This is a genomic window from Streptomyces sp. NPDC059092 (genome assembly GCF_042756365.1).
Classification (GTDB): Bacteria; Actinomycetota; Actinomycetes; order Streptomycetales; family Streptomycetaceae; genus Streptomyces.
Map to the genome: position 1 here is coordinate 1 of NZ_JBHZEJ010000108.1, position 18,274 is coordinate 18,274.

Annotated in this window: 11 protein-coding genes; 9 read left to right on the forward strand and 2 right to left on the reverse strand. The window is 71.1% G+C overall.

Annotation, left to right across the window (positions count from 1 at the left end; genetic code table 11):
* Positions 1–191 precede the first annotated feature (191 nt).
* Positions 192–1,733 carry a M1 family metallopeptidase gene (locus ACFXPL_RS35490; protein ID WP_384927301.1) on the forward strand — a complete coding sequence of 514 codons (1,542 nt, stop codon included), beginning with the start codon at positions 192–194 and terminating at the stop codon, positions 1,731–1,733.
* Between the two features lie 36 nt (positions 1,734–1,769).
* Positions 1,770–3,260 carry a GTPase HflX gene (gene hflX / locus ACFXPL_RS35495; protein ID WP_384927292.1) on the forward strand — a complete coding sequence of 497 codons (1,491 nt, stop codon included), beginning with the start codon at positions 1,770–1,772 and terminating at the stop codon, positions 3,258–3,260.
* A 186-nt stretch (positions 3,261–3,446) separates the two neighbouring features.
* Here hflX and ACFXPL_RS35500 read toward each other — a convergent pair whose 3' ends face one another.
* Positions 3,447–4,673, reverse strand: coding sequence for a trypsin-like serine peptidase (locus ACFXPL_RS35500; RefSeq protein WP_384927293.1), 1,227 nt, complete (start codon positions 4,671–4,673; stop codon positions 3,447–3,449).
* A 391-nt stretch (positions 4,674–5,064) separates the two neighbouring features.
* Between ACFXPL_RS35500 and ACFXPL_RS35505 the strand changes: the two genes are divergently transcribed.
* The 5 genes from ACFXPL_RS35505 (at position 5,065) to ACFXPL_RS35525 (ending at position 13,080) form a co-directional block, all read left to right on the forward strand.
* Positions 5,065–6,354, forward strand: a complete 1,290-nt coding sequence (locus tag ACFXPL_RS35505; RefSeq protein WP_384927294.1) for an aminotransferase class III-fold pyridoxal phosphate-dependent enzyme — start codon at positions 5,065–5,067, stop codon at positions 6,352–6,354.
* A 29-nt stretch (positions 6,355–6,383) separates the two neighbouring features.
* Positions 6,384–8,264 carry an IucA/IucC family protein gene (locus tag ACFXPL_RS35510; RefSeq protein ID WP_384927295.1) on the forward strand — a complete coding sequence of 627 codons (1,881 nt, stop codon included), beginning with the start codon at positions 6,384–6,386 and terminating at the stop codon, positions 8,262–8,264.
* Between the two features lie 45 nt (positions 8,265–8,309).
* Positions 8,310–9,047, forward strand: a complete 738-nt coding sequence (locus tag ACFXPL_RS35515; RefSeq protein WP_384927296.1) for a GNAT family N-acetyltransferase — start codon at positions 8,310–8,312, stop codon at positions 9,045–9,047.
* A 212-nt stretch (positions 9,048–9,259) separates the two neighbouring features.
* A complete protein-coding gene (locus tag ACFXPL_RS35520) occupies positions 9,260–11,071 on the forward strand; it encodes an IucA/IucC family protein (RefSeq protein ID WP_384927302.1) in 1,812 nt (603 codons plus the stop codon).
* Between the two features lie 38 nt (positions 11,072–11,109).
* Positions 11,110–13,080, forward strand: coding sequence for an ATP-dependent DNA helicase (locus ACFXPL_RS35525; protein ID WP_384927297.1), 1,971 nt, complete (start codon positions 11,110–11,112; stop codon positions 13,078–13,080).
* A 154-nt stretch (positions 13,081–13,234) separates the two neighbouring features.
* On the opposite strand, the gene lexA is transcribed toward ACFXPL_RS35525, so the two are convergent.
* Entirely contained in the window at positions 13,235–14,026 is a 792-nt protein-coding gene (lexA, locus tag ACFXPL_RS35530) for a transcriptional repressor LexA (RefSeq protein ID WP_384927298.1), read from the reverse strand.
* A 489-nt stretch (positions 14,027–14,515) separates the two neighbouring features.
* Between lexA and nrdR the strand changes: the two genes are divergently transcribed.
* Positions 14,516–15,025, forward strand: a complete 510-nt coding sequence (gene nrdR, locus ACFXPL_RS35535) for a transcriptional regulator NrdR (protein ID WP_384927299.1) — start codon at positions 14,516–14,518, stop codon at positions 15,023–15,025.
* A 146-nt stretch (positions 15,026–15,171) separates the two neighbouring features.
* Entirely contained in the window at positions 15,172–18,069 is a 2,898-nt protein-coding gene (locus ACFXPL_RS35540) for a vitamin B12-dependent ribonucleotide reductase (RefSeq protein ID WP_384927300.1), read from the forward strand.
* Positions 18,070–18,274: the final 205 nt, after the last annotated feature.

Genomic DNA, 18,274 nt, shown 5'->3' on the forward strand with positions numbered 1-18,274 from the left:
ACAACAAGAACTACACCAACTGAGTCCTCCTCCGGCTCTCCGGGACCCTTCAGGAACTCACCCGCCGTCAACCTCGTGTGACGGGGCATCCGGCGGCGGCCCCCGCCCATGAGCTGCCCCTTTCGGGTGGAGGCGGTGCGCGCCGTCGCCGCGCGCCGGGCAGCCGCTGGTAGCCGTGGTTCGTGCTGTCAATGCTCTCCACCTCACGCCGACTGCGCGCCGCCCTGCTGGCCGCCGCCTCGGCCACCCTCGTCGCCGCGACCCTGCCCCCGCCCGAGCCGCTCGGCATCGGGGATCCGCTCTTCCCGTACCTGGGCAACCCCGGTTACGACGTCCTCACCTACGATCTCGCCTTCACCTACACCGGTGACCATGGCAAGCCCCTGGACTCGATCACCAGGATCGACGCGAAGGCGACCCGGCGCCTGGACCGGATCAACCTCGACTTCACCCACGGTGAGGTCCGTTCCGTCGACGTCGACGGAGCGGCGGCGGAGTTCACGACGGCCGGGGAGGACCTGGTGATCACGCCGGCCGAGGAGGTCGACGAGGGCGAACGGATGAGGATCACCGTCCACCACACCAGCGACCCGGGCGGAGAGGGCGGCGGCTGGGTGCGGACCACCGACGGGCTGGCGATGGCCAACCAGGCGGACGCCGGCCACCGGGTCTTCCCCGGGAACGACCACCCCGCCGACAAGGCGTACTTCACTTTCCGGATCACCGTGCCCGAACGGCTGACGGCGGTCGCCAACGGTCTTCCCGTGGGGAAGAGGCGCCACGGCACCCGCACCACCTTCGTCTACCGCACCCAGCACCCCATGGCGACGGAACTGGCACAGGTCTCCATCGGTGACTCGGCCGTCCTGCACCGCGAGGGCCCCGGCGGCCTCCCCGTACGCGACGTGGTGCCCGCCGCCGACCGCGACCTGCTGGAACCCTGGCTCAAGAAGACCCCCGACCAGATCCGGTGGATGGAGCGGCAGGTCGGGACGTACCCCTTCGAGACGTACGGCCTGCTGATCGCAGGCGCCGACACCGGCTTCGAACTGGAGACGCAGACCCTCTCGCTCTTCGAACGCTCCCTGTTCACCGGCTCCGCCTTCTCCGAGTGGTACGTCGACTCGGTCATGGTCCACGAACTGGCCCACCAGTGGTTCGGGGACAGCGTCAGCCCGCACACCTGGTCGGACCTCTGGCTCAACGAAGGACACGCCACCTGGTACGAGGCCCGGTACGCGCAGGAGCACGGCGGCAAGGCGCTGGAGACCCGGATGAGGGACGCCTACCGGCGGTCCGACGGCTGGCGCGCGGACGGCGGCCCGCCCGCGGCCCCGAAGCCGCCGACACCGGGGGACCAGATCAGCCTCTTCCGGCCGGTCGTCTACGACGGCAGCGCCCTCGTCCTGTACGCGCTGCGACAGGAGATCGGGACGGACGCCTTCGAGCTGCTGGAGCGCGACTGGGTACGCGTCCACCGGGACGGAACGGCGACCACGGCGGACTTCACCGCGCTGGCGTCCGAGGTCGCGGGGCGTGACCTGTCCGCGTTCTTCACGGCGTGGCTGTACGGGCGGACGACCCCGCCGATGCCCGGCCACTCCGACTGGCGCAGCGACCCGCCCACCGCCGCGAAGACCCGCGAAACCGGAGTGACGGCCGGGCGGAACCGTGCCACCATCGACGAGTCGGCGAGGCGGCCGGGAATCATTCCTGGCCGTCACGCGTTGTGACTGACGTATCGGACTTTCTTTCGACGTAAGGATCCAATGACCTCCTCTTCCTCCCCTTCCCAGGACACGCAGAATTTCGCGGACACCCGCACGGAAAGCCTTCGGGCCGATGCCCTGATGGAAGAGGACGTCGCCTGGAGCCACGAGATCGACGGAGAGCGGGACGGCGATCAGCTCGACCGCTCGGAGCGGGCCGCGCTGCGGCGCGTGGCGGGCCTCTCCACGGAGCTCGAAGACGTCACCGAGGTCGAGTACCGGCAGTTGCGCCTGGAGCGCGTGGTGCTGGTCGGTGTCTGGACCTCGGGGACCATGCAGGACGCGGAGAACTCCCTCGCGGAGCTGGCCGCCCTCGCCGAGACGGCGGGCGCGCTCGTGCTCGACGGGGTGTTCCAGCGTCGCGACAAGCCCGACTCGGCGACGTACATCGGCTCCGGCAAGGCCCAGGAGCTGCGGGACATCGTGGAGGAGAGCGGCGCCGACACCGTCGTCTGCGACGGTGAGCTGAGCCCCGGCCAGCTCATCCACCTCGAAGACGTCGTCAAGGTCAAGGTCGTCGACCGCACGGCCCTGATCCTGGACATCTTCGCCCAGCACGCCAAGTCCCGTGAGGGCAAGGCTCAGGTCGCACTCGCCCAGATGCAGTACATGCTGCCGAGGCTGCGCGGCTGGGGTCAGTCGCTCTCCCGGCAGATGGGTGGCGGCGGCGGTGGTGGCATGGCCACCCGCGGTCCCGGTGAGACCAAGATCGAGACGGACCGGCGGCGGATCCGCGAGAAGATGGCGAAGATGCGCCGGGAGATCGCGGAGATGAAGACCGGCCGGGAGATCAAGCGGCAGGAGCGGCGCCGCAACAAGGTGCCCTCGGTGGCCATCGCCGGGTACACCAACGCGGGCAAGTCGTCCCTGCTCAACCGGCTCACCGGCGCGGGCGTCCTGGTGGAGAACTCGCTGTTCGCCACCCTCGACCCGACCGTCCGGCGGGCCGAGACCCCGAGCGGCCGGCTCTACACGCTGGCCGACACGGTCGGCTTCGTCCGCCATCTGCCGCACCACCTGGTCGAGGCGTTCCGTTCCACGATGGAGGAGGTCGGTGACTCCGACCTGATCCTGCACGTGGTGGACGGCTCGCACCCCGTGCCGGAGGAGCAGCTCGCCGCCGTACGCGAGGTGATCCGTGAGGTCGGCGCGGTGGACGTACGCGAGATCGTCGTGATCAACAAGGCGGACGCGGCCGATCCGCTGGTCCTCCAGCGGCTGCTGCGCACGGAGCGCGACGCGATCGCCGTCTCCGCGCGCACCGGCGAGGGCGTCACGGAGCTGCTCGCGCTGATCGACGCGGAGCTGCCCCGGCCCCAGGTCGAGGTCGAGGTGCTGCTGCCGTACACGCAGGGCGCCCTTGTCTCACGGGCGCACGCCGACGGCGAGGTGCTGTCCGAGGAACACACCCCGGAGGGCACGCTGCTCAAGGCCCGCGTCCACGAGGAACTGGCCGCCGCGCTCGCTCCGTACGTGCCGGTGGCTCACTGACGCGATCGGCGCGGAGCGGACGGCACCGCCCGGACGGCGACCGTACGTACACGGGGTACCGGCGTACTCATGGGCGGAGGCCCGCCCCCTCATCGATACGAGGGGGCGGGCCTCCGTTCGGTTCCGGGGGTCCGTCCGGATGTCCGGCGGCGGCGGGCGCGCCCCGCGAGGCGCGTCCGCGACCGCTCACCGGCCCGCGAACTTCTTGCTGACGCCGTCGAAGACGTTCTTCGCCACGTCGCCGAGGCGCGGCCCCGCCAGCCACCCCGCGGTGACCGGGCCGATGGAGGTGTTGGAAACCAGGGCGGGCTTGCCGTCCTGGCCGGCCGCGACCCAGCCGCCGCCCGAGGAACCACCGGTCATGGTGCAGCCCACGCGGTACATCGTCGGGTCATCCGCCGTCAGCGACAGCCGGCCCGGCTTGTCCTCGCACTGGAAGAGCTTCTGGCCGTCGTACGGCGGCGCCGCCGGGTAGCCGGTCGCCGTCATGGCGGTGATGTCCGGGGTCGCCGGGGCGTTGAACTCCACCGGCAGCGCCGAACCGACCGTCTCCTCCAGGGACGTGCCCGAACCGCCCTTCTCCGGGGTGACATGGATGACCGCGAAGTCGTACGACGCGCCCTGCCCGCCGGTCGGACCGCCCTGGGCGATCCACTGCGCGGAGGTCTGCGCCCAGTCGGCCCACCACACCCCGTGCGGAGCGATCCGCTCCTTGGACGCGGTCTCCAGCTCGGCCGTCGACAGCGCGCTGTCGTTGTACGAGGGCACGAACGCGATGTTCCGGTACCAGCCGCCGCTCTTGCCGGAGTGCACGCAGTGACCGGCCGTCCAGACCATGTTGGACTTGCCGGGGTTCGCGGGGTCCTCGACCACGGTCGCCGAGCAGACCATCGAACCTTCGGGCCCGTCGAAGAACAACTTGCCCGCCTGCGCCGCGTTCTCGCCGTACGGCGCGCTCACCGCCCGCGCGGTGACCGGCGCCGGCTCCGGGTCGGTGACGCCGGCGTCACCGGAGATGTCCTGGTCGTCCACGGACTTCTCCGGCGGCTTCTCCGCGTCCCGCATCCGGTCCGGGTCCCAGAGGCCCTCGATGATCGGGTTGACGAAGTCCTTGGCCTCACGCAGCCAGGTCTCGCGGTCCCAGTTCTTCCACTCACCGCCCCGCCACTTGTCCATGTCGATCCCGTGCTCCTTGAGCCGGTCCTTGAGATCGTCAGGAATCGTGATCTTGCCGTCGGCGGCGGCCGCGGCGGACTCGCTCGCCTGCGCGGCGGCCTGGTCCTCGTCGGGGCCGCAGCCCGTGGCCGTCAGCGCGAGGGCCGCGGCGATCGACACGGCGGCGAGAGCGGGGGAGGTTCTGCGCCGCGTGCTCCTTCCGCGGCGAGCGGCGAGCGTCGGACGTATGGATCGCATGGAGATATCCCCCCGGGACTTCTGGACGGTTCTGAACATAAGGAGCACATGTGGCGCACCCGGCGACGGCGACCGGAGCCGGGACGCGCCCCCACTATGCCGGTGTCGTTGGGGACGGCGTCGGGCAGGGCCGCGGTTCCCGCGGGGAACGGCGTCGGACCAGGCCGCGGTTTCGTCAGGACGGTGTCGGCAGGGCCGCGGCTCCGTGGGAACGACGTCGGGCGGAGCCCCCGTTCTCGGCGCAAGGATCTTCCGGCTGCCCCGTGATCCCCGGCGCGGGGCGTCGTTGGTACGTACGACGGGCCCCGGCCGCGGTGCGCCGTCGAACATTCGGGAAGCGGGCGCCGTACTGACGGGGGACCGAACGATGCCTACGGGAGGACCGATCGCTGTGGCCGTGACCGAACCAGCTCCGGCGGCGCCGACCGTCGCCCACGCGGGCAGCCTGCGCCGCCAGACCCCGCGCGAACCGTCGGCCCGTACCTACGCGCGCTCCCTGCCCGTCGTCCCCGTGCGCGCCCGGGGGCTGACGATCGAGGGAGCCGACGGCCGGCGCTACCTGGACTGCCTGTCAGGGGCGGGCACCCTCGCCCTCGGACACAACCATCCGGTCGTCCTGGAGGCGATCAGGAAGGTCCTGGACTCCGGCGCCCCGCTGCACGTCCCCGACCTGTCCACCCCCGTCAAGGACGCCTTCACCGCCGAACTCCTCGCCACGCTCCCGGCCGGGTTCGCCGCCGGTGCCCGGGTCCGGTTCTGCGGTCCCACGGCCGCCGACGCCGTCGGGAGCGCGCTCGCCCTCGCCCGTACCGCCACCGGCCGCGAGGGCGTGCTCACCTTCACGGGGGCCGACCACGACGGGTGGACGGCGGACCTGTTCGACGCCCGGGGCGGGCCGCTCGCCCCCGCCGCGATGATCCTCGAACCGGTCCAGGACGAGGGCGGGGTGATCCCCGCGCCCGACGCGTGGCTGCGCGCGATGCGCCGGATCACGGCGGACCGTTCCATTCCGCTCATCGCCGACGAGACGAGGACAGGGGTGGGAAGGACCGGCGCGTTCTGGGCCGTGGAACACAGCGGGATCACCCCCGACGTCATGGTGATGTCCCAGGCGATCGGCGGCTCCCTCCCGCTGGCCGTCATCGTCCATCACGCGGACCTGGACGTCCCGTTGCCCGACGGCCGGACCGACGCCTTCCGCGGCAACCAGCTCGCGATGGCGGCGGGCGCGGCCACGCTGGCCTACGTACGGGAGCACCGGCTCGCCGAGCGCGCCGCGCTCCTCGGCACGCACCTGCTGGGACGGCTGCGGGAGTTGACGGCCCGCCACCCCCGCGTCGGCGGCGTACGCGGACGTGGTCTCATGATCGGTGTGGAACTCGTCGCCCCGGCAGCCGGCGATCCTGCCCCGCCGGCCCCCGCACTCGCGGCCGCCGTCCAGCAGGAGTGTCTCCGTCGCGGCCTCATCGTCGGACTCGGCGGGCGCCGGGCGTCCGTGGTACGGCTGCTCCCACCGCTCACCCTCACCGACGAACAGGCCGCCGCGGTCCTCGACCGCTTCGCCGGCGCACTCGACGCCGCCCTCGCCGCGGCCGGCCGCGCCGCGCACCGCGAAGCGGGAGTCGCGCGCCGCGACGCGGACGCCGTGCCCCGCCGAAAAGAAGCCGGTCTGTCCCGCTGACCCCGCCCCCTCACAAGGAAGCCCCCACCGTGAACACCACTCCCTCACCCGACGCGTCCGGGGCCGACGGCCCTCCCCCCACCGCGGAGTCGGTCACGGTGCCACGGCAGGCCGCGGGGGGATCCGACGGGCAACTCCCCGGCCCCGCCGCCCTGTCGGGCCCCTCAGCGCCCGCTGCGGCCGTCGCGTACACCGACCACCTCGACCACCCCGACCCGCGGAAGGCCGCCGACGCCGCGGCCACCGAGAACCTGCTGCGCTGCTGGATCCGGGAGACCGGGCTGCCCCGCCCCGACGGTACGGTGCTGCGCGTCCCGCTCGACGCCAGCGGCACCGCCCTCCTCGTCCCCGTGCACCACTGGTCCGCGACGGGTTGGCACCGCCTCGGCATGCCCTTCCTGGAAGGCGGCCCGCAGGACGCCCCCGCCGCCGAGGCCGTCACCGTGGCCGCGCTCCTCGGCCGCGAGTCGGGCCGCTACCAGGGCGCCGACCTGGTGGGCCGGGTCGCCAACTCGCTCGGGCACACCGCCGACTTCCTCGCCGACCGGCGCGCACGCCCCGAACCCGACACCGACGCCGACCCGTTCCTCACCGCCGAGCAGTCCCTGCTCCTCGGACACCCCCTGCACCCCACGCCCAAGAGCAGGGAAGGGCTCTCCGAGTCGGAAGCCCGCCTCTACTCACCGGAGCTGCGCGGCTCCTTCCCGCTCCACTGGATGGCCGTCGACCGCTCCGTACTCGCCACCGACTCGGCCTGGACCGAACAGGGCCGCGTCCTGCCCGCCGACGTACTCACGGCCCGGCTCCTCGGCGACCACTCCCTTCCCGAGAACACCGTCGCGCTGCCCCTGCACCCCTGGCAGGCCCGGGAGCTGACCCACCGTCCTGCCGTACGGCAGCTCCTCGACGCCGGCCTCCTGCACGACCTCGGGCCCCAGGGAGCCCCCTGGCACCCCACCTCCTCCATCCGCACGGTGCACCGCCCCGGCGCCCCCGCCATGCTCAAGCTCTCCCTCGGTGTCCGCATCACCAACTCCCGCCGGGAGAACCTCCGCAAGGAACTCCACCGCGGCGTCGAGGTCCACCGGCTGCTGCGCAGCGGCCTCGGCAAGGAGTGGGGGGCCGCGCACCCCGCCTTCGACATCGTCCGCGACCCCGCCTGGCTCGCCGTGGACACCACGGAGGGCGAAGCCGTCACCGGACTCGACGTCATGCTCCGCCACAACCCGTTCGGGCCGGCGGACGACGCCGTCTGCATCGCGGGACTGACCGCGCCGCGCCCGTACCCCGGCCGTACCGGGATGTACTCGCGGCTGGCCGAGATCGTCTCCGGGCTCGCGGCCCGCACCGGCCGCTCCAAGGGCGCCGTCGCCGCCGAGTGGTTCCTGCGCTACCTGGACCAGGTCGTACGCCCCGTGCTCTGGCTGGACGGTACGGCCGGGATCGCCCTGGAGGCGCACCAGCAGAACACCCTGGTCATCCTCGACCCGGCGGGCTGGCCCGTCGGCGGACGCTACCGCGACAACCAGGGCTACTACTTCCGCGAGTCCCACCGTGCCGCGCTGGAGCGCAGGCTCCCCGGCATCGGATCCGTCAGCGACACCTTCGTCTCCGACGCCGTCACCGACGAACGCTTCGCCTACTACCTCGGCATCAACAACGTCCTCGGCCTGATCGGCGCCTTCGGCTCCCAGGGCCTCGCCGACGAGCGCGTCCTCATCGCGGCGCTCCGGCGCTTCCTGGCCGGCGCGGCGGACCTCGGCTCGCCCCTGCCCGGCCTGCTCCTGGAGAGCGCCACGCTCCGCTGCAAGGCCAACCTGCTCACCCGGCTGCACGGCCTGGACGAACTCGTCGGCCCGGTGGACACCCAGTCCGTCTACGTCACTCTCACCAACCCCCTGCGTGAGTGACGCACCATGAGGAACCGTCAGAACTGCTGAGAGGAGAGCGCCACTGTGCCTTCCACCGAAGCGAGCACCGACACCGGAACCGGCCCCGGATCACCCACGCGCGGGGCCGCCGGGGACACCCTCGACCCGAGACCGTCCGATGAACGCGTCGCACTGCTCGGAGAGGGCGATCCGACAGCCGTGACCCCACCGTCCGACGACGCCCCCACCGGTGATCTGCTCGATGCCCCGGCGGACTGGGGCCCCGTGGCCACCGCCGCCGGGGTCTTCCAGCTCGTACCCGTCCGTATGGAGCGCGACCTCGCCCTGGTCAGCGAGTGGATGAACGATCCGGCAGTCGCCGCGTTCTGGCACCTCCCGGGCCCGGACACCGTCACCGAAGCCCATCTGCGGCCGCAACTCGACGGCGACGGACGCACGGTCCCCTTCCTCGGCGCGCTCGACGGGGCCCCCATGAGCTACTGGGAGCTGTACCGCGCCGACCTCGACTCCCTCGCGCGCCACTACCCCGCGCGCCCCCATGACACCGGGATCCATCTGCTGCTCGGCGGTGCCGCGCACCGGGGCCGCGGGGTCGGCACCATCCTGCTGAGGGCCGTCGCCGATCTGGTCCTCGACCACCGGCCCCGGTGCGCGCGGGTCGTCGCCGAACCCGATCTGCGCAACACCCCCTCCGTCTCCGCTTTCCTCGGCGCCGGCTTCCGCTTCGCCGCTGAGATCGACCTGCCGGACAAACGCGCCGCCCTCATGGTCCGTGACCGTGCTCTGCGCGACCTTCTGTGAATGATCCGCCGTTCCCCCGGCCCCGTACGTCCCCTCGGATCCGCTCACGCGGACCGCCCCGCCCGCCGCCCCTGTACGTCCCGCTCCCGCCCCATCGGTTCCCTCCCCGAGGAGTCCTCGTGCCGACCTCCCCTGCTTCGCCCGCATCGCCCGCCTCCTCCACCCCTCCTGTCACCCCTGTCACCACTGACTCCACCGACCCCAGCGGTTCCATGGCCACCCCGGTCGCGCTCTTCGCACCGCCCGAGCTGAACCCGGCCGCGTGGGAGCGCGCGGCCGGCCGTCTGCTCGCCAAGACGCTCGGGGAGTTCGCGTACGAGGGGATCATCGATCCCGAGCCCGTACCGGCGCCCGGGTCCGGGAGCGGCCCCGGGCATCACGCCGTCACCCTCGACGACGGCGGGACGCTCACCTTCCGGGCCCAGCGCGGCGCGTACGGCCACTGGCGCGTCGACCCCGGCTCCGTACGGCGCGACGACCGGCCCTTCACCGACCCCCTGCGCTTCCTGCTGCTGGCGCGGCGCCTGCTCGGGCTGGACGGCACCACCCTCGGCCATCTCGTCCGGGAACTCACCACCACGCTCGCCGCCGACGCCAAGCTCGACCACACCGCCCTGAGCGCCGCGGAACTCGCCGACCTCGGCTACGCGGAGCTGGAAGGACACCAGACCGGCCACCCCTGGATCGTCCTCAACAAGGGCCGCGTCGGGTTCTCCGCCACCGACGCGGACCGCTGGGCGCCCGAGGGCCGCACCCCGGCCACCCTCCCCTGGATCGCGGTCTCCACCACCCTCGCCAGCTACCGGGGCGTCGCCTCGCTCGCCACCCCGGACCAGCTCTACGCGCTCGAACTCGACGACGCCGTGCGCGAACGCTTCGACACCGTGCTCAGGGACCGGGGCCTCGACCCCACCGCCTACCTCTACCTGCCCGTCCACCCCTGGCAGTGGGAGGAAGTGCTGCTCCAGCTCTACGCGCCCGCCATAGCCGGGGGAGCGATCGTCCCGCTCCCCACCGACGGCGACCTCCGGCTGCCGCAGCAGTCGATCCGTACCTTCCTCAACGTCCGGCGGCCCGACCGGCACACGGTCAAGCTGCCGCTCTCCATCCTCAACACCCTCGTATGGCGTGGACTGCCCACCGAACGCACCCTCGCCGCCCCCGCCGTCACCGCTTGGATGCACGGTGTCCGCGACGCGGACCCCTTCCTCCGCGACGAGTGCCGGGTGATCCTCCTCGGCGAAGTCGCCTCCGTGACCGTCGAGCACCCTCTCTACGACCACCTTCCCGAAGTCCCGTACCAGTACAAGGAACTGCTCGGTACGATCTGGCGCGAGCCCCTCCAGACCCGGCTGGCCCCCGGCGAACGCGCCCGTACGCTCGCCTCGCTCATCCATACGGATCCGGCGGGCCGCGCGTTCACCGCCGAACTGGTGGCCCGTTCCGGGCTCGGCCCCGAGGAGTGGCTGCGCCGCCTCTTCGCGGCCCTGCTCCCCGCCCTGCTGCACTTCCTCTACCGCTACGGGACGGTCTTCTCCCCGCACGGCGAGAACGCCATCGTCGTCTTCGACGACCAGGACGTGCCCGTGCGGCTGGCGATGAAGGACTTCGTCGACGATGTGAACCTCAGCGCCCGGCCGCTGCCGGAGCACGACGCGATGCCCGACGACGTGAGGGACACGCTTCTCACGGAGGAGCCCGGCTTTCTCCCGCAGTTCATCCATTCAGGGCTCTTCGTCGGTGTCTTCCGCTATCTGGCCCCGCTGTGCGCCGACCAACTGGACGTGCCGGAGGACGTGTTCTGGTCCCTCGTACGGGCGGAGATTCTGCGCTACCAGGCCAGGTTCCCGGAGCTGAAGGAGCGCTTCGAGACATTCGACCTGCTCACGCCGCGTATCGAGCGTCTCTGCCTCAACCGTAACCGGCTGCATCTCGACGGTTACCGGGACCGCTCCGACCGCCCGCACGCCGCCGTCCACGGCACGGTGCCCAACCCGCTCGCGGTCGTACAACCGAGCGATTGAGCATCGTTGTCAGTGGCGCCCCGTAGGGTGGTCGGGCTATGACGAAGCCATCACTCCCCGAGCTCCTCCACGCCGCCGTCAGCTCCGTCGGCGGCGTGGAACGGCCAGGCCAGGTCACCATGGCCGAGGCCGTCGCCCAAGCGATCGACGACCCCTCCCACCTGCTCGTCCAGGCCGGTACCGGCACCGGTAAGTCCCTGGGCTATCTGGTGCCGGCCCTGGCCCACGGAGAGCGGGTCGTGGTGGCCACGGCGACGCTCGCCCTCCAGCGCCAGCTCGTGGAGCGTGATCTGCCGCGTACGGTCGACGCGCTGCATCCGCTGCTGCGCCGCCGCCCCGAGTTCGCCATGCTCAAGGGGCGGTCCAACTACCTCTGTCTGCACCGGCTGCACGAAGGTGTGCCGCAGGACGAGGAGGACGGCCTCTTCGACCAGTTCGAGGCCGCCGCGCCGACCAGCAAGCTGGGCCAGGACCTGCTGCGGATGCGGGACTGGGCCGATGAGACGGAGACGGGCGACCGGGACGACCTGACACCGGGCGTCTCCGACCGCGCCTGGTCCCAGATCTCCGTCTCGTCCCGGGAGTGCCTGTCCGCGTCGAAGTGCGCGTACGGCGCGGAGTGCTTCGCCGAGCTGGCGCGGGAGCGGGCCAAGCTCGCCGATGTCGTGGTGACCAATCACGCGCTGCTCGCGATCGACGCGATCGAGGGCGCCCCGGTGCTGCCGCAGCACGAGGTGCTGATCGTGGACGAGGCCCATGAGCTGGTCTCACGGGTCACCGGGGTGGCCACCGGGGAGCTGACCCCGGGGCAGGTCCACCGCGCCGTACGCCGCTCGGCGAAGCTGGTGAACGAGAAGGCGGCGGACGCGCTCCAGACGGCGGCCGAGACCTTCGAGCGGCTGATGGAGCTGGCCCTTCCCGGCCGACTGGAGGAGATCCCGGAGGACCTCGGCTTCGCGCTGATGGCGCTGCGGGACGCGGCCCGTACGGTCATCTCGGCGCTCGGCTCGGCACGCGACAAATCCGTGCAGGACGAGGACGTCGTACGGAAACAGGCGCTCGCGTCGGTGGAGTCCATCCATGGTGTGGCGGAACGGATCGCCAACGGCTCCGAGTGGGACGTCGTCTGGTACGAGCGGCACGACCGCTTCGGCGCGTCCCTGCGGGTTGCCCCGCTCTCCGTGTCGGGGCTGCTGCGGGAGAAGCTGTTCACCGACCGCTCGGTGGTGCTCACCTCTGCCACCCTCAAGCTCGGCGGTGACTTCAACGGGGTGGGCGCGTCCCTCGGCCTGGCGCCGGAGGGTACGGAGGGCGACGACGTCCCGCAGTGGAAGGGCATCGATGTCGGCTCGCCCTTCGACTACCGCAAGCAGGGCATTCTCTATGTCGCGCGCCATCTCTCCCCGCCGGGGAGGGAAGGGACGCGCGGCGACATGATGGATGAGCTGGCGGAGCTGGTGGAGGCCGCGGGCGGGCGGACGCTGGGGCTCTTCTCGTCCATGCGGGGGGCCCAGGCGGCGGCCGAGGAGCTGCGGAGTCGGCTGGACTCACCGATCCTGCTCCAGGGCGAGGAGACGCTGGGCGAGCTGATCAAGGCGTTCGCCGCCGATCCGAAGACCTGTCTCTTCGGCACCCTGTCGCTGTGGCAGGGCGTCGATGTGCCGGGGCCCAGCTCCCAACTCGTGGTGATGGACCGGATCCCGTTCCCGCGTCCGGACGATCCGCTGATGAGCGCGCGGCAGAAGGCCGTGGAGGAAGGCGGCGGCAATGGCTTCATGGCCGTGGCCGCCACGCATGCCGCGCTGCTGATGGCCCAGGGCGCCGGTCGTCTTGTCCGGGCGACCGGGGATCGCGGAGTGGTAGCCGTCCTCGACCCGAGGCTGGCCAATGCCCGGTACGGCAGCTTTCTACGAGCCTCACTGCCGGATTTCTGGTACACCACGGACCGCAATCAGGTGCGGCGGTCGCTGGCCAAGATCGACGAGGCCGCCCGGGCGGACGGGCGGTAACCCTCCCCATGACGTTGCGGTACACGAGAGGTCGGCGTGTACCGCAACTGGATCCTGCTCTGCCACGTGCCGTGCCGACCGTATGAACGGCGCGGTCCGGGCATTCCCCGTACGTACCGTGCCCCCGCCGGGGCCGGGCGTACCTCGTCGCCCTTCAGATCCGGCGCAGAACCGCGACCACCTTGCCGAGGATGGTCGCCTCGTCACCGGGAATCGGCTGGTACGCCGCGTTGTGCGGGAGCAGCCAGACATGGCCGTCCTCGCGGCGGAAGCGCTTGACCGTCGCCTCGCCGTCCAGCATCGCCGCCACGATGTCGCCGTTCTCCGCGACGGGCTGGCGGCGGACGGTCACCCAGTCGCCGTCGCAGATCGCCGCTTCGATCATCGAGTCACCGACGACCTTCAGCACGAACAGCTCGCCGTCGCCCACCAGTTGGCGGGGGAGCGGGAAGACGTCCTCGACGGACTCCTCCGCGAGGATCGGCCCGCCGGCGGCGATCCGGCCGACCAGCGGGACGTACGAAGCGGCGGGCTTGCCCGTCGTGTCCGTCTGCTGCGTGCTCGGCTGGTCCGACCCCCGGACCTCGTACGCCCTCGGCCGGTGCGGGTCGCGGCGCAGGAAGCCCTTGCGCTCCAGGGCCATCAGCTGATGCGCCACCGACGAGGTGCTGGAGAGCCCCACGGCCTGGCCGATCTCCCGCATCGAGGGCGGGTAGCCACGGCGCTGCACGGAGTCCCGGATGACTTCGATCACCCTGCGCTGCCGGTCCGTGAGACCCGAGCTGTCCGCCCTGATCCCTGGAGGTCGCCCGGGCATCGAACGGGTGGGCTTGTCACCCTCCGGGTTCGTGGCTGTGTCATTCACATTCATGGCATGCACCGGATCGAGTCGGCCCTGGGAGCGGTCCTGGGCAGTGATGGTGGCACTGTCTGCGGTGGTGGTCACGGTTGCCCCTCTCGAAATGTTCTCCCTAGCTGGACAACGGTAGTAGCTTTCGAAAGGTTGCGCCAAACACACGTTCGAGTGAAAAATCGCGGAGTGTCCGTCGTGGGTGGCCGGCTGGGTGTATGAGCGGGTTCTTCCGGGCGGGCCGCCGGGTGTGTCGCCGGGTGGGCCACCACCGTGCGACAGGCGGTCCGGGGGCGTCCCAGTCTCGCATCCGGTGGCCCGCGAGCCCCGGCGCCGCGCCCTTCCCGTACTCTCGTGGCCGGTCGCCGCGGCCCCGCCGCACCCGCCCCGACGCGCGACACGCGCTGGGCCTAGGATGGCAGCCAAACCCCAGATCTAGTGGTTGGATTGTCACAGCCACCCAGAAGTTGTGGTCCCGGGTCTTCGGTCCCGAGGGCATCGCCTATGCTGGGGGTTGCTTCGAGGGGCTTTTTCCGGGCCCTGACGGGGCTATTCAGTCGCGCTGTGAAGGAGGGGTCGGGAGCCATGCACTGTCCCTTCTGCAGGCACGCCGACAGCCGGGTCGTCGACAGTCGCACCACCGACGACGGGACGTCCATCCGGCGCCGCCGCCAGTGCCCCGACTGCTCCCGCCGTTTCACGACGGTGGAGACCGCCTCGCTGATGGTGATCAAGCGCAGCGGCGTGACCGAGCCCTTCAGTCGCACCAAGGTCATCTCCGGCGTGCGCAAGGCGTGCCAGGGGCGGCCGGTCACCGAGGACGCCCTCGCCAAGCTCGGCCAGCGGGTCGAGGAAGCGGTACGCGCCACCGGCAGCGCCGAGCTGACCACCCACGACGTGGGGCTGGCCATACTCGGCCCGTTGCAGGAACTCGACCTCGTCGCGTACCTGCGCTTCGCGTCCGTGTACCGGGCGTTCGATTCGCTCGAAGACTTCGAGGCCGCCATCGCGGAACTGCGCGAGCGGCCTCCCTCGGAGGAACGCGGCACCGGCGAGGCCCTTGTGGTCCCCGTGCCTGCCACCGCCGCGGACTGACCGGCCGGCTCGATCCCGGCCGCTCCGCGGCGACCAAGACCTGTCACGGGTGCGCTCCAGGCGTGCCCGAGGCATCAGACACACACCCCGTGCCGTGGGAAGAACAGGGCACGGCAGGGCGTTTTTGTACGTATATGGGAGGCGGCATGACAGAGACGGCGAGCGGCTCGGCACGGGGTTCCCGCACCAAGGGGACCAAGGCCGGCAAGGGGCTGCGTATCGAGCGGATCCACACCACCCCCGGCGTGCATCCGTACGACGAGGTGGCCTGGGAGCTCCGTGACGTCGTCATGACCAATTGGCGCGACGGCTCGGTCAATTTCGAGCAGCGTGGCGTCGAGTTCCCCGACTTCTGGTCGTTGAACGCGGTCAACATCGTCACCAGCAAGTACTTCCGCGGGGCCGTCGGCACCCCGCAGCGCGAGACCGGGCTCAAGCAGCTCATCGACCGGATCGTGAAGACGTACCGCAAGGCCGGCGAGGAGCACCAGTACTTCTCGTCGCCCGCCGACGCCGAGATCTTCGAGCACGAGCTGGCGTACGCCCTCCTGCACCAGGTCTTCAGCTTCAACTCGCCCGTGTGGTTCAACGTCGGCACGCCCCAGCCGCAGCAGGTCTCGGCCTGCTTCATCCTGGCCGTCGACGACTCCATGGACTCGATCCTGGACTGGTACAAGGAAGAGGGGATGATCTTCAAGGGAGGATCGGGCGCCGGCCTGAACCTCTCCCGGATCCGTTCCTCCAAGGAACTCCTCTCCTCCGGCGGCAACGCCTCGGGTCCCGTCTCCTTCATGCGCGGGGCCGACGCCTCCGCCGGAACGATCAAGTCCGGTGGCGCCACCCGGCGCGCGGCCAAGATGGTCATTCTCGACGTCGACCACCCCGACATCGAGGACTTCATCGAGACCAAGGTGAAGGAGGAGGAGAAGATCCGCGCCCTGCGCGACGCGGGCTTCGACATGGACCTGGGCGGCGACGACATCACGTCCGTCCAGTACCAGAACGCCAACAACTCCGTCCGGGTCAACGACGAGTTCATGAAGGCCGTCGAGGCCGGCGGCAAGTTCGGGCTGCGTGCCCGGATGACCGGTGACATCATCGAAGAGGTCGAGGCGAAGTCCCTCTTCCGCAAGATGGCCGAGGCCGCGTGGGCGTGCGCCGACCCGGGCATCCAGTACGACGACACGATCAACCAGTGGCACACCTGCCCCGAGTCCGGCCGGATCAACGGCTCGAACCCGTGCAGCGAGTACATGCACCTGGACAACACCTCGTGCAACCTGGCCTCGCTGAACCTGATGAAGTTCCTCAAGGACGACGGCAAGGGCAACCAGTCCTTCGAGTCCGAGCGCTTCGCCAAGGTCGTCGAGCTGGTCATCACCGCGATGGACATCTCCATCTGCTTCGCGGACTTCCCGACGCAGAAGATCGGCGAGAACACCCGCGCCTTCCGCCAGCTCGGCATCGGCTACGCCAACCTCGGCGCCCTGCTGATGGCCACGGGCCACGCGTACGACTCCGACGGCGGCCGTGCGCTGGCCGGCGCCATCACCTCGCTGATGACGGGCACGTCGTACCGCCGCTCCGCCGAGCTGGCCGCGGTCGTCGGCCCGTACGACGGCTACGCCCGCAACGCCGAGCCGCACAAGCGCGTCATGAAGCAGCACTCCGACGCCAACGGCGCGGCCGTCCGTACCGACGACCTGGACAGCCCCGTCTGGGCCGCCGCCACGGAGGCGTGGCAGGACGTGCTGCGCCTCGGTGAGAAGAACGGATTCCGCAACGCCCAGGCGTCGGTCATCGCGCCCACCGGCACCATCGGTCTCGCGATGTCCTGCGACACCACGGGGCTGGAGCCGGACCTCGCGCTGGTCAAGTTCAAGAAGCTGGTCGGCGGCGGTTCGATGCAGATCGTCAACGGCACCGTGCCGCAGGCACTGCGCCGGCTCGGCTACCAGGCCGAGCAGATCGAGGCGGTCGTCGAGCACATCGCCGAGCACGGTGTCGTGGTCGACGCGCCCGGTCTGAAGACCGAGCACTACGAGGTCTTCGACTGCGCCATGGGCGAGCGCTCCATCTCCGCGATGGGTCACGTCCGCATGATGGCGGCCATCCAGCCGTGGATCAGCGGCGCGCTGTCCAAGACGGTGAACCTGCCGGAGACCGCCACCGTCGAGGACGTCGAGGAGGTCTACTTCGAGGCGTGGAAGATGGGCGTCAAGGCGCTCGCGATCTACCGCGACAACTGCAAGGTCGGCCAGCCGCTCTCCGCGAAGAAGAAGGACGAGAAGGTCGCGGAGAAGGCCGAGGAGACCATCCGCGAGGCCGTCGAGAAGGTCATCGAGTACCGCCCGGTCCGCAAGCGCCTCCCCAAGGGCCGCCCCGGCCTCACCACCTCCTTCACGGTGGGCGGCGCCGAGGGCTACATGACCGCCAACTCCTACCCTGACGACGGTCTCGGCGAGGTGTTCCTCAAGATGTCGAAGCAGGGCTCGACGCTCGCGGGCATGATGGACGCGTTCTCGATCGCCGTCTCGGTCGGTCTCCAGTACGGCGTGCCGCTGGAGACGTACGTCTCCAAGTTCACCAACATGCGCTTCGAGCCGGCCGGCATGACGGACGACCCGGACGTGCGGATGGCGCAGTCGATCGTCGACTACATCTTCCGCCGTCTCGCCCTGGACTTCCTGCCCTTCGAGACCCGCTCCGCGCTCGGCATCCACTCGGCCGAGGAGCGCCAGCGCCACCTGGACACCGGTTCGTACGAGCCGACCCACGACTCAGGCGTCGAGGGTGTCCTCGGCACCGAGGGCCTGGCCACCCCGGCCCCGTCCCGCCCGGCCCCCTCGCAGCCGGCGCCCGCCGCGCCCAAGGCGACGGTGATCCCGGCCCCCAAGGAGGCGCACACCTCGGCCGAACTGGTCGAGATGCAGCTCGGCATCAGCGCCGACGCACCGCTCTGCTTCTCCTGCGGTACGAAGATGCAGCGGGCCGGGTCCTGCTACATCTGCGAGGGCTGCGGCTCCACCAGCGGCTGCAGCTGAGCCGCGGGGGACCGGGTCGCCGGGTACCGGGGCGTGACGGGCTGAACCGTCACGCGGCGGTGAGACGGTCCCGTAGCGCTCCGTAGCACCGCGTGGTAACTGTCGTAACTCTGAGGGGCGGGGGGGCGCGGGGGGCCGCCCCCCCCCCCCCCCCCCCCCCCCGACGCCCCCCCCCCAACCGGGGCGCCCCGGGGGCCCACCGAGA

Coding starts and splice junctions, on each gene's coding strand:
- ACFXPL_RS35490 (WP_384927301.1), top strand. CDS start 192: ATGCTCTCCACCTCACGCCGACTGCGCGCCGCCCTGCTGGCCGCCGCC.
- hflX (WP_384927292.1), top strand. CDS start 1,770: ATGACCTCCTCTTCCTCCCCTTCCCAGGACACGCAGAATTTCGCGGAC.
- ACFXPL_RS35500 (WP_384927293.1), bottom strand. CDS start 4,673: ATGCGATCCATACGTCCGACGCTCGCCGCTCGCCGCGGAAGGAGCACG.
- ACFXPL_RS35520 (WP_384927302.1), top strand. CDS start 9,260: ATGGCCACCCCGGTCGCGCTCTTCGCACCGCCCGAGCTGAACCCGGCC.
- ACFXPL_RS35525 (WP_384927297.1), top strand. CDS start 11,110: ATGACGAAGCCATCACTCCCCGAGCTCCTCCACGCCGCCGTCAGCTCC.
- nrdR (WP_384927299.1), top strand. CDS start 14,516: ATGCACTGTCCCTTCTGCAGGCACGCCGACAGCCGGGTCGTCGACAGT.
- ACFXPL_RS35540 (WP_384927300.1), top strand. CDS start 15,172: ATGACAGAGACGGCGAGCGGCTCGGCACGGGGTTCCCGCACCAAGGGG.